The 12,439-nt window shown below is 53.4% G+C and carries 11 protein-coding genes; 3 read left to right on the top strand and 8 right to left on the bottom strand.

Annotated elements, in window-relative coordinates; genetic code table 11:
* Positions 1-181 precede the first annotated feature (181 nt).
* The 3 genes from HMPREF2541_RS09865 to HMPREF2541_RS09855 all read left to right on the top strand — a co-directional run bounded on the left by HMPREF2541_RS09865 (position 182) and on the right by HMPREF2541_RS09855 (position 2,523).
* Positions 182-625 carry a hypothetical protein gene (locus HMPREF2541_RS09865; protein WP_064086966.1) on the top strand — a complete coding sequence of 148 codons (444 nt, stop codon included), beginning with the start codon at positions 182-184 and terminating at the stop codon, positions 623-625.
* A 137-nt stretch (positions 626-762) separates the two neighbouring features.
* Positions 763-1,725, top strand: a complete 963-nt coding sequence (locus tag HMPREF2541_RS09860; RefSeq protein WP_070543441.1) for a tRNA dihydrouridine synthase — start codon at positions 763-765, stop codon at positions 1,723-1,725.
* Positions 1,726-1,794: 69 nt separating this feature from the next.
* On the top strand, positions 1,795-2,523 hold the full coding sequence (locus tag HMPREF2541_RS09855; RefSeq protein ID WP_064083581.1) for a TIGR02117 family protein: 729 nt from the start codon (positions 1,795-1,797) through the stop codon (positions 2,521-2,523).
* 250 nt (positions 2,524-2,773) lie between these two features.
* On the opposite strand, the gene HMPREF2541_RS09850 is transcribed toward HMPREF2541_RS09855, so the two are convergent.
* From HMPREF2541_RS09850 to HMPREF2541_RS09815, 8 genes are all read right to left on the bottom strand, one after another.
* Positions 2,774-3,325, bottom strand: a complete 552-nt coding sequence (locus HMPREF2541_RS09850; protein WP_070543439.1) for a DNA-3-methyladenine glycosylase I — start codon at positions 3,323-3,325, stop codon at positions 2,774-2,776.
* Positions 3,326-3,329: 4 nt separating this feature from the next.
* The gene (locus HMPREF2541_RS09845) at positions 3,330-4,472 is read right to left on the bottom strand and encodes a DUF1294 domain-containing protein (protein WP_070543437.1); all 1,143 of its coding nucleotides are present in this window, start codon (positions 4,470-4,472) and stop codon (positions 3,330-3,332) included.
* Between the two features lie 235 nt (positions 4,473-4,707).
* A complete protein-coding gene (locus HMPREF2541_RS09840) occupies positions 4,708-4,944 on the bottom strand; it encodes a hypothetical protein (RefSeq protein WP_070543436.1) in 237 nt (78 codons plus the stop codon).
* Positions 4,945-5,363: 419 nt separating this feature from the next.
* Positions 5,364-6,035 carry a hypothetical protein gene (locus tag HMPREF2541_RS09835; RefSeq protein WP_023887710.1) on the bottom strand — a complete coding sequence of 224 codons (672 nt, stop codon included), beginning with the start codon at positions 6,033-6,035 and terminating at the stop codon, positions 5,364-5,366.
* A 63-nt stretch (positions 6,036-6,098) separates the two neighbouring features.
* Positions 6,099-7,454 carry a YqeG family HAD IIIA-type phosphatase gene (locus HMPREF2541_RS09830; protein WP_070543435.1) on the bottom strand — a complete coding sequence of 452 codons (1,356 nt, stop codon included), beginning with the start codon at positions 7,452-7,454 and terminating at the stop codon, positions 6,099-6,101.
* 125 nt (positions 7,455-7,579) lie between these two features.
* Positions 7,580-11,026 carry a transcription-repair coupling factor gene (gene mfd, locus HMPREF2541_RS09825; protein WP_070543433.1) on the bottom strand — a complete coding sequence of 1,149 codons (3,447 nt, stop codon included), beginning with the start codon at positions 11,024-11,026 and terminating at the stop codon, positions 7,580-7,582.
* Between the two features lie 307 nt (positions 11,027-11,333).
* Positions 11,334-11,819, bottom strand: a complete 486-nt coding sequence (locus tag HMPREF2541_RS09820; RefSeq protein ID WP_023887707.1) for a YbaK/EbsC family protein — start codon at positions 11,817-11,819, stop codon at positions 11,334-11,336.
* 210 nt (positions 11,820-12,029) lie between these two features.
* On the bottom strand, positions 12,030-12,317 hold the full coding sequence (locus HMPREF2541_RS09815) for a hypothetical protein (protein WP_070543432.1): 288 nt from the start codon (positions 12,315-12,317) through the stop codon (positions 12,030-12,032).
* Positions 12,318-12,439: the final 122 nt, after the last annotated feature.

The raw sequence follows: 12,439 nt of genomic DNA, 5'->3' as shown, positions 1-12,439 counted from the left end.
ATATTGAGTGATTTTGCTTCCTAAGCCCCTAAATAAATATATTCATAAAATTTTGTACCAATATAATGCGCACAAACACCAGCATTTACCAAAGTAACTTTTCCCCATAGCTATTTTCAATCGCACCCTCTGCCACTTTCAGGTAGCCTGCCATTTTCCACTTCAGCAAGTTCCCGCCACCATGCCCACACGCCGCTTTATCTCGCTTCTGCCCATTCTGCTATTGTCTGCCGCTGCCCAAGCTGCACCCGACAACTGGCTGCCGCAAGCGCAGCGGATGAACCGCGAAATCGTGCGTAAGGAAGACCGCCGTGCCCGGCTACACGAACATTTCCGTGGCAGCCTGTCCCAAGGCGAATCCAAACCTCAGCAAATCAACCTGCGTGCCGGCAAACATTACACCTTCTTTGCCGATTGCAGCCGCCAATGCAACAACATCGACCTCACCCTGCTGCGCGACGGCCGCACCCTTATCGCCGACACCGATCCCCATGCCTCCCCCATGTTCGGCTGGTATGCCCGCCAAAGCGGCCAATACACCCTCACCATTACCATGCCCCACTGCATCGACCGCGTGTGCGATTACAGCATCCAAGTATTCGAAGGCAGTCAGAAAATACTCTAGCCGCCTAATCGAGGCGCACACAACTTGCCCAGATTGTACTGAAGCCCAGCAAACAGTGACGGCATGGAATACCTTCGCCACAAATTTTTCAGGTAGCCTCTATCTCAAAGGCTACCTGAAAACTTAAAATACCCCCCATGAACCTAATTTTAGCCCCCATGCAGGGTCTGCTCGACCCCGTCATGCGCCGCCTGCTCACCGACATCGGCGGCTACAGCGAATGCGTTACCGAATTCGTCCGCATCACCCACACCCTGCACTCCCGCGCCACCTGGCGGCGGCACATGCCCGAAATCGATCACGGCTGCCGCACCCACGCCGGCACCCCCTGCACCCTCCAGCTGCTCGGCAGCGACCCCGACAATATGGCCGCCAACGCCCAAGCCGCCGTGGCCGCAGGTGCGCAAAAAATCGACCTCAACTTCGGCTGCCCCGCCCCCACCGTCAACAAACACCAAGGTGGCGCCATCCTCCTGCGCGAGCCAGAACGCATCCGCCAAATCGTCTCCACCGTGCGCCAAAGGCTACCTGAAAATATCCCCCTCACCGCCAAAATGCGCCTCGGCTACGAAGACGGCTCACGCGCCCTCGAGTGCGCCCAAGCCATCGCCCAAGGCGGCGCCTCCACGCTGGCCGTGCACGCCCGCACCAAAATCGAAGGCTACCGCCCGCCCGCCCATTGGGAGCAAATCACCCCCATCCGCCAAGCCCTCAGCATCCCCGTCATCGCCAACGGCGACGTATTCAGCCTGGCAGACTACCTCGCCATCCGCCGCACCAGCGGCTGCCAAGATGTGATGCTCGGGCGCGGCGCCGTCATCACCCCCGACCTCGCCCGCCAAATCCAGCGCCACAACCAAGGCCTCACGCCACAGCCCGCCGGTTTCGCCGACTACCTCGTGTGGATACGCCGATTCTTCCAACTCTGCCGCGAACACGCCGGCGATACGCCCTACCCCGCAGCCCGCCTCAAACAATGGCTCGGCATGATGAAAACCAACCACCCCCAAGCCGCACACCTCTTCACCCAACTGCGCCCCCTCACCTGCCTCCAACAAATCGAGCAGCTGCTGGATAACTACCAGCCCCAACCCGAATAAGCAAAGGCTACCTGAAAACCAAGCCCCGCGAAGCCCAAACTTTCAGGTAGCCTTCAACCACACACCACCATGCCCAAACTTTCCCGCCTCATCCGCCGCAGCCTCCTCAGCCTGGCCGCCCTCCTCCTGATCTACGGCGCCGCCGTTTGGCTGTTGCCCCATATCAAAAGCCCCGGCCAACCCGAAGGCGAACCCGAAATCACCGTATGGCTGCTCTCCAACGGCGTGCACACCGACATCGTCGTCCCCACCCTCAGCAGCGAAGCCGACTGGCGAGCCGTCTTCCCCGCAGAACACACCCGCAGCCAAGAATACGCCCCCTGGCTCGCCATCGGCCTGGGCGACAAAAACTTCTACCTCACCACCCCCACCTGGGCCGATCTCAAATTCGGCACCGCCCTCAAAGCCGCCACCGGCCTATCCAGCAACGCCGTCCACGCCACCTACTACCACAGCCTCGAAGGCTGCACACGCTGCGCCCCCATCCACATCAGCCGCGCTCAATACCGCCGCCTCATCGCCTATATCCGCCAAAGCCTGCAATGGCAAAACGGCCGCACCCTCCCCATCCCCACCGATATGGTCTACGGCGAAAACGACGCCTTCTACGAAGCCGTCGGCAGCTACAACCTTTTCTACACCTGCAACACCTGGACCAACAACGCCCTCAAAGCCATGCATGCCGACGCCGCCCTCTGGACCATCACCGAACAAGGCCTCTTCCACCACCACCCGCCCCAACCGCCCGCCAGCGGAAACGAAGGGCTGCCGGAAACAACATCACAACTAGGCGATTGAGGCTACCTGAAAATATACCTTCAATGAAAGTTCAAACAGTCCGGATACAGCATCACCCAATCCTGCCGTTAAAGGCTACCTGAAAATTTAAAGAGACCGGCAAAACTAAACGGCGGAGCCACTTGCCGCCCTGCCCCGCCAAATAACCTATCGCCCACAGCCTAAACAAAAAGGCTACCTGAGAACTTAGCTTCGCAGAAACTCGCAAAGCTAAATTTTCAGGTAGCCTTTCTCTTATGCCTACACCGAATCAGTCCCACAACCACGGCGGCTTAGCGGCGGCAGCGCGCTCGGCGGCGGGGCAGTCTTCGCTGTGCGCGCCTTTCAGGTAGCCCGTGCTCACCAAAAATTCGCGCACGATTTCGGGGCCGGTGAATTTGAAGGTGCGGCGGAACAGCTTCACCCAATCGGCCAGCGGCTGCGGGTGGTGGTGGTCGAGCCAGTTCTTGAACGAACCGAATGCTTGTTGCAGCTGCAAAATTTGCTGCGCATTGTGGATGGCGGCATTGATTTTCAAGCGGTTGCGGATCACTTTCGCGTCGGCCAGCAGGCGTTGGCGGTCGGCTTCGCCGAAGGCGGCCACGGCGGCAATGTCGAAGCCGGCGTAGGCGGTGCGCAATCCGGCAGCACGTTGTAAAATCAGCGCCCAGCTCAAGCCGGCCTGGTTGATTTCGAGCAGCAGGCGGCCGAAGAGTTCGTTGTCATCTTCGATGGGGAAGCCATAGAGACGGTCGTGATAATGCTTGTTGGGGTCGGGACTGTCGGCGGGCAGGCCGTTGGCAAGGGCGCAGTAGCTGTTCATGCGGCTAGTTTTTCAGGAAGGCAAACGCGGGCGAGCCGATAAAGTACACCAGCACAACATAAGTGCCCACGGCATTCAGCGCCACGCTAAACCAAAAGGCGCGCACAAAGCGGATATTCGCGGTGTGCTGCTGATAACGCATCTGCGCCAACAGGCCGCCGGGCCAGCCGCCGAGCATGGCTAATAGGTGCAACACGCCATCGGGCACACGGGTGCGGCCGCTTTGGGCACTGCGTTTGTCCGTACGGTAGAGAATAAGCAGCAGGCAGCTGGCCAGCAAATAGGCTGCGGCCAGCGGCAGGGAAATAAAGGACACGGCGGCAAGGAACAGCAGGATAAACGTGCCGCCGAGCAGGCTTTCGCTGAAACCGCCACCCAAAATTGTGCCGGAAGAAGGGCTTTCGCGGTCGGCCCAGCCCAACTCGTAGCCTTGCGGAATCACACGGGTGGCCACCCATTCGCCGCGCCGCCGCCCCAGCACAAAACTCACCTGCTGGTGGTTGGCCGGGCTTTTGTCGCGGAACACGAATGCCGATTGAGGGAAAAACACCCGCGCTTTAATCGACTTAACCTTGATATAGCCCGATTTTTCCTCTTCATTCCAGCGCACCACCTTGCCCACATAAGTTTCGCCGTTCACCAATTTATCTTGCCGCTTGGCCTGCTTGCGTTCTTTATGCAGCGCCTCCTCTTCTTCCGGACTGCGCCGCTGCAGGCTGGACGTGGCAGCATTCTCCGCGCTGTCGAGCAGCCAATAGCCGCTGACGGGGTGGCTTTGCAACACGCCGCACAACACATCGCCCGGCTCGGGAGAAAGGTCGGTGGCGGCAAAAAGATCGCCCACCAAAAACACGCTCAATGGCGGCTCGTCACCATTGCTCACCACATCGGCCACACCGGTGCGTTCTGCAGCATCCCACACCCGCACCGCAGCATCCACAATCCGCCCCTCGCGCCACTTACGCCCCGGCTCGGCAGCATCCTCACCGCCATCAGCCGCCGGTTGCGCAGAAATTTCAGCCAACACGGCAGCCTGCGACTCAGCCACCACTGCGGCAAGCGTTTCAATCGCAGCAGGCTCAATCTCAGATGCCCCATCGGGCAAAGCTTGCGGCGCAATTTCGGGCAATTCGTTTTCGGTGTTCATGGCGGGTAGGAGAAGGGTTGGGAGAAAGAGAAAGGCTACCTGAAAAGCGCCCGCCTGCCAAGCAGCAAGCGGGTGTTGAGGAAATTTGCAGTCAATCTGTTGCAGGTATCGGCAAGGAAGCGAAGATGCCTCATCAAAAGGCTACCTGAAAAGTGCATGGCGACACAGGAAGCATTGATTGTCCACATTGGCAACAAGTACCCATTCTACAGATACTCTGCTCACGTTGTGCTTGCTACTCTGTATCAATTAGCGCTACAAACAATGACATAACTGGAATAAATATAAATATAAAATTATATGTTGCTGGTGTGGTTAATGATTCTACTATCTCCTGCAATGTTTGAAACCCTAATCTATTAAGATAAATATCACCTATAACAATAAATATAGCATCAATTATCAATAAAATGAGTGTTGTACCATATAATGAACCCAACATAACTATAAAAGTAAATAGTTTCCGATTCATTCTTATCTCCTTGCTTTAGTTGCCTTCCTCCTATCAGTTCCATTTCTAAAATATGGAAGTGATCTTTCCTCGGTTTTGGTTCTCAAAAACTCTCCACCTCCAGTACTACCAACAACTCCCGTAATATGTAGGTTGGGCTGTAAACCCAACGTTTCGAGAGGTGTGATGGCTGCATTGGGTCTTAACCCAGCCTACGCTTACTATCCTTATTTTATAAAAATTACATCGCCAGCAGAGCCACTAGCCTACATAGACTAGGTTTGAAGCCAATAATCAATTTTCAGGTAGCCTTCTATGCCACCAGTCATTCCACCACACTCTTCACTACCTTTATCTGCATGAAACGACCATATTATTTGAACCTTATACGTTTTTAAAAGGTTGTCTGAAGATTTCTCAGGTAGCTTTTAATCAACCGATCAACTATCATTCATATACTCATAAACTTTGTTGATTTGCTCGGGAATACTGCCCGAAAATCGATTTTCAAAAAATGCACTCCCAATAGTAAATGCCCACGGCGAAACAGCCTTAACCTCATCCAATCTTTGATAACTGTTAATACTTCCAGCCAAACATACTGGAATAGAAACATTTCTTACCAATTCCGCGTTGAGTCGGTTGGCATCGCCTACATAACGGTATCCCAGTAAATTAATACCATAAACCCCTTTTGCCGCATACTCCTGCGCCTCAGTAATAATATCTTCTATCTGGCCGGCCAAGACGGTCGGTCTTCCCTGAAGCCCACCAACAAAAGGCATATACTTGATTTGATGCTCTTTGCAAAACTGATTAATAGAATCGAAAAAACGGGTTCCCATTAAAATATCGCAACCGCATTCAAGCGCAGTTTTTGCCCCTAATAATCCGGCATCTTCCGCATATTCAACCACTTCCAGAAAAGTCGTCTTTCCACACTCTTTCATATAAGAATAAAGATGCTTCATCTCACCCAAAGATAGAGGTACTTCTTTAATTCCCCAAAACTGAGCTTTACTATGCCTACATTGTTCGAATATCTTAGCCGCCTCCAGCACCGTTTGATCATTATGCGTCAGCATTACGACAAGATTGTTTTTGGTTTGCATAAGATTCCTAATCTTATATAATTTAATTTTTTAATAATACTGAAAATATAACATCTTATTGTGTTATTTGATTAATTCCTTTGGAATCAAGCATGGATCATACATGACCTTAGAACGATTCTTCCAAATCAATTTCTGTGCCAATACCTTGTCGGTTTTAAGGCAAATTATTTGCTGATAAATTTCAGAATGACGGTAGTATGATGAACCACGTTTTACAAAACAATGATTTTCTTCTATCAGTTGGTAGCGATGCTCAACAGGCACAGTACTTCTCAACTCTGCTTTCAATTCCCCATTTTCACACCAAACTAAAATCTGCATATCATGTGGAGTATTATTTTTAAAACGGTAATCAATATAATTATAAGACACTGATGTTCCAGATGAAAATGGCACCCTATTTCGCTCAGCACTGGGGTCGAGCGCATCAGAATGCGTATGTAATTCTATAATTTCCAATGGGCTATGCAATACCAACAAATTAAGTGTGTTAGCCAAATTGCACAAACCACCGCCCACACCCATTTTCAGCTTACCCTTACTGATCACCCTTCCTTCTTTATACCCTTTCCGTACGCTGGTTTTTCCGACAAGGTGCCAAAATGAGAAAGTTTCATTTGGCTTGATAACAATACCGTTAATCTTCTCACTCGCCAAGGCAAGATTAACAGCTTTATTTTGTTGTGAAATCGGATCTATACCCGGCCCATTCCGGATAATGTTCGAACTATGGCTATAAATCAGAACTGGAAGCTTTTCTATATTCCTGAACCGGGCAAATCGTGTTTTGGCACGGAGGTCACTTACATACCTCTTGGCAATTTCTTTATAACAGGAAATCTGATAAAACAAAGAATTGATATCACTGAAGTTACGTCGCCTTATAATAGCCTCTTTAGGTTTGATTTCAATTCGGTTTCTATATCGGCTATATTGAAAGCAGGCCAAAATCAATTTTTCCAGTTGCCGTTTCTTCCCTATAGGTTCGTTGGGGTCTTTTTGCAGAAAACGCACTAAAATACTGGCAATACCGGCGCGGTTTGCACCCAAAATATCTGTAAAAATTTGATCTCCAACAACTAATGCCTGCTGCGACGTTATCTCCAATAAATCTAATGCCTTCATATAATTGAGCGAGTTTGGCTTATGGGCATCTGCAATAAATAAAGTATTAAGGGTTTCCGCAAACGGGGCGATACGTTTGGCATTGTTGTTGGACAATAAAAGTGTTCTAAACCCGATCTGATGCAGCATTTCAAACAAATCAATAACTTCTTGAGTTACTTCAGACCCATGATGCACCAAGGTATTGTCTATATCAAAGATCAATGCCCGATAGCCTTGCTGAAACAGGTTTTCATAATCTGGAGAAAAAACACTATTGATATAAGCATATGGATAAAACACCTTAAACATAACCACCCCCTTAAATGATTTAAATCCAGCCTAGTTTATTGTATCCAATCATCGTGGATAACTTTGTATTCAATCTTAAATAAAATATACAATCGCAGTTACACCGATATTCTCAGACAGTCTTTCTATTTAGCGGCAACTCTTCCCCTTAGTGTTCTCAACACATTCTTCACCGTATTTATCCGCATCCCCACATCCTCCATCTGAGCCGTAAACTTCAACTTATCCGCCCCGGCTAGCCGGTATTTTTTATCCGTCTGAATCAGTAGGATGATTTCTGTCGGGTCGATTTGGTGGTGTTTGCCGAAGGTAATGGTAACGGCTTCGCTGGTCGCGTCGATGGCGTCTATACCCAATTCTTTTGCGGTGAGCCGCAGGTGGTGGCTTTCGATGAGGGTTTTGACGGGTTGTTCGGGCAGGCCGAAGCGGTCGACGAGCTCTTCGTGTATGGCGTTGATTTGTTGCACGGTTTCGCAGACGGCGAGGCGTTTGTAGAGGACGAGCCGTTCGTGGATGTCGGGGCAGTAGCTTTCGGGCAGCAGGGCGGGGCTGTGCAGTTTGATTTCGGTGGTGATGCCCAGCGGTGCGTCGAGGTCGGGCTGGCGGCCTTTTTTGAGGTCGCGCACGGCTTGTTTGAGCATTTCGGTGTAGAGCGTGAAGCCGACCTGTATCATTTCGCCGGACTGTCCTTCGCCGAGGATTTCGCCTGCGCCGCGGATTTCCAAATCCTGCATGGCGAGAGTGAAACCTGCGCCGAGTTCGTCTGCCGCCGCGATGGCGTCGAGGCGTTTTTCTGCGTCTTTGGTGATGTATTCGGGCGTGAGCAGGTAGGCGTAGGCTTGGTGGTGGCTGCGGCCGACGCGCCCGCGAAGCTGGTGCAATTGCGCCAGCCCGAATTTGTCGGCGCGGTTGATGATGATGGTGTTGGCGTTGGGGATGTCGATGCCGGTTTCGATGATGGTGGAACAGAGCAATACGTTGAATCTTTGCTGCAAAAAGTCGCGCATGACTTGCTCCAACTCGCGCTCGCGCAGTTGTCCGTGCGCCACGCCGATGCGTGCTTCGGGCAACAGGGTTTCCAGCCGCTCGCGCATGTTTTCGATGGTATCCACTTCATTATGCAGGAAAAACACCTGCCCGCCGCGTTTGAGTTCGCGCAACACGGCTTCGCGTACGCTGCCTTCACTGAACGGTTTGACAAAGGTTTTCACGGCGAGGCGGCGGCTGGGTGCGGTGGTAATCAGCGAAAAGTCGCGCAGGCCTTCGAGCGCCATGCTGAGGGTGCGCGGAATCGGCGTGGCGGTCATGGTGAGGATATCGACATTGGCGCGCAGACGTTTGAGCTGCTCTTTCTGGCGCACGCCGAAGCGGTGTTCTTCATCGATAATCACTAAGCCTAAATTTTTGAATTTTATATCGTCCTGCACCAGTTTGTGCGTGCCGATAACGATATCGACCGTGCCGTCCGCCATGCCTTCGAGCGCGGCTTTGGTGGCTTTGCTGTTGTTGAAACGCGAAAGGCTGGCGACTTTAACGGGGAAATCGGCGAAGCGGTCGGCGAAGTTTTGCGCGTGCTGCTCGACCAGAAGCGTGGTCGGGGCGAGTACGGCGACTTGTTTGCCGCCCATCACCGCCACAAACGCGGCGCGCAGGGCGACTTCGGTTTTGCCGAAACCGACATCGCCGCACACGAGGCGGTCCATCGGCTTCGCCTGCGTCAAATCTTTAATCACGGCGGCGATGGCGGCGGCTTGGTCTTCGGTTTCCTCGTAGCCGAAGCCGTCGGCAAACGCCTGATAGTCCAACTCGTTGATTTCAAACTTGTGTCCCGATTGGGCGGCGCGTTGGGCGTAGAGGTTGAGCAACTCGGCGGCGGTATCGTGCGCCTTTTCGGCGGCTTTGCGCTTCGCCTTGTTCCACGCGCCGCTGCCAAGTTTGTGCAGGGCGACGTTTTCATGCGCCTGACCGGAGTAGCGGCTGATTAAATGCAGTTGAGAAACAGGCACATAAAGCTGCGCTTCGCCCGCGTATTTGAGCAACATCATTTCGTTGGTTTCGCCGCCCAAATCCATCGTTACCAAGCCCATATACCGCCCGATGCCGTGTTCTTCGTGTACGACGGGATCGCCGATGTTGATTTCGGCAAGGTCGCGCAACAGGCCGTCTGAAACGGCGGCGTGTTTCTTGCGGCGGCTGTGGACGCGCGAACGGGCAACGTATTGATACAACTCGGATTCGGTGATGACGGCAAGATGCAGGCTACCTGAAAGGGCATTCCGGCTATTTTCAGGTAGCCCGCCCAATTGGAAGCCTTCTGCCAGCGGCGTAACCGTGATGCACAGCGGCGCGTTGTCATCTAAAAACGCCTGCCAGCCGGCCACAGGTTTGGGTTTCAAGCCGTGCTGGGCGAAGAAGCCGAGCATGGTTTCGCGCCGGCCGGCGCTTTCGGCACACAGCAAAATACGGCCGCCAAAGGCTGTCTGAAAGTCTTGCAACGCAGCCAGCGGTTGTTCGGATTGGCGGTTTACCGCCACATCGGGCAGGGTATGGGGCGAAGTGGCGGAAAGATCCGGCCAGATTTGCGGGTAGGCTTTCAGGCTACCTGAAAAGCGGTCGGCAGTAAGATATAAATGCTGCGGGTGCAACGGCGGATAGCTTGGGTCGCCCTGCGCCAGCGCGTGGCGCGATTTGATTTCGCCTTCGAAGCGCACGGCTTCGGCGTGCACATCGCCCACGCATACGGCCAGGGCGTTTTCGGCGATGTAGTCGAACAGGCTGGCGCAGCCGTCTTCAAAAAACAGCGGCAGGTAGTATTCCACGCCTGCGCCGAACTGGCCGTTGCTCACGGCTTGATACACGGCGGCCTCGTTCGGATTGCTTTGGATTTCCTCGCGGAAGCGGGTGCGGAAGATTTTTTGCGCATCGGCATCGGTGGGGAATTCGTGCGCGGGCAGCAGGCGGATTTCAGACACGGGGGCAAGGGTGCGCTGGGTATCGGGATCGAAAGTTTTGATGCTGTCGATTTCGTCGTCGAATAAATCGATGCGGTAGGGTGTGCTGCTGCCGATGGGGAACAAATCCACAATCCCGCCGCGCACGGCAAATTCGCCGCCGGCCACCACGTTGGACACGGCAGAATAGCCGGCTTCCACCAGATTTTCGCGCAGTTTGTCCAAATCCAGTGTCTGCCCCGTTTTCAGCCAAAACGTGCGCCCCATCAGGAAAGACGGCGGCGCAAGCCGCTGCATGGCGGTGGACACGGGCGCGAACAGCACGTCCGCTGCGCCGTTTTTCAGCTGCCACAGCACCGACAGCCGCTCGGACACCAAATCCTGATGCGGCGAGAAGCGTTCATAAGGCAGGGTTTCCCAATCGGGCAGGAACAGAGCGTTGTCTTGCGGGCGGAAGAATTGCCACGCGGTTTGCAGGCGCAGCGCAGTTTCGGCATCGGGCGTAAGCACGAGCTTGAGCGGCTTTTCCGGCAGGGCGGAGGCAAGAAAATAAGACAGGCTGCCAGCGGAAAGCTGCGGCCAGCGGGACTTTTGCGCGGGTTTGGGTAGAGGGAGATTCATAGTGTACCGACAAAGGTGTGCGGCAGCCTGAAGCAAGTTCGGGCTGCCGAGTGTTTATGGTTATCCAAATAGAAACAATACGGCGTTGGTTCACTGCACGGCCTGGTTTCTATTTTGAGCAACTGTGGTTTGGATTGATGAAAAACGGATTTTAGCAGATTAAGGCTACCTGAAACTTTAGCTTTGCAGCAATTCACACCACTTATTTTCACTGCGTTGCAGCTTGCGTTTTAGCTTCGCAGAAACTTAGCCTTGGCTACGCCAAGACATCGTTTTCAGGTAGCCTTTTATACCGCGACCAAGGCAGCTAATCCACCGCCACTTCCACCGGCTGCGCGTTCAGGGCGGCGAGCGCGGGGGCGGGGGCAACGGTTACAAATAGGCCGCGGCCGCCGCCGTTGATGTACATCAGCGGCAAATCCCAGATGCTGCGTTCGGCATACACGGGCAGCGCGGTGCGGCAGCCGAATGGGCTGGTGCCGCCCACAAAATAGCCCGTCCATTTATGCGCTTGGTCGTGCGCGGCCAGCTCCACGTGTTTCATGCCGAGCTGGCGGGCAAGGTTGCGGGTAGAGATTTGGCGGTCGCCGTGCATCAACACAATCAGACCCTTTTTGTGCTCGTTAATCAACACGATGGTTTTCACGATTTGGTGTTCGTCGATGCCGAGGCACTCGGCGGAATGCGCCGTGCCGCCGTGCTCTTCATAGGGATACTGCATGGCAGTGTGCTCGATTTTATGCGCGCGCAGAAAACGGATGGCGGGCGTAACGGGATGGTGGGGTTTGCTCATGAAAGGCTACCTGAAAACGATGTCTTGGCGTAGCCAAGGCTAAGTTTCTGCGAAGCTAAAGTGTAAGCTTCAATGCAGTGAAAACCAGCGAAGCGCGGTTGCGGCGCAGCTAACACGAAGCTGCAATAAAGTTAAACGGGAAAGGGGCAGATGATGCATGCATCAAACGGTTTCAGGTAGCCTGCCGTTTGGCGTGAGGCTACCTGAAAATTATTTGGCAAACGGCAACCAAAGCCGCGCCAGCACATACATCACCACTCCGCCCACAGCGAACAGGGCAAACACGATGCCTTTTTTGCGCGCATTCGGGCACAGCCAATACACAGCCAGGCTGAAGCTGAAAAACAGCAGCGTCACCACCCACACCAGCTGTTTGTCTTTAAAGCGGTTGAGGGTGTAGCTTTCGGTAATCATCACATACAGCTGCCAAAATCCGGCAAAGCAGATACAAAGCACACCGGCAGGCAGGAAAATCAGGCCGAGGTCTTGATGGGTCATGGTGTGGGTTCTTTTTGAAAAATTTGCGCAGGCAGCATTATAAGGCTACCTGAAAACGGAGCGAAGCGGAGTTTCTGCGTAGCTAAAATGTAGAAACCAGTAGCGTTGTTTACAGTATTTCC

Origin of the sequence: Eikenella sp. HMSC061C02 (assembly GCF_001809035.1) — a bacterium.
GTDB lineage: Bacteria > Pseudomonadota > Gammaproteobacteria > Burkholderiales > Neisseriaceae > Eikenella > Eikenella corrodens.
This window is presented reverse-complemented; position numbering and strand designations above follow the sequence as displayed.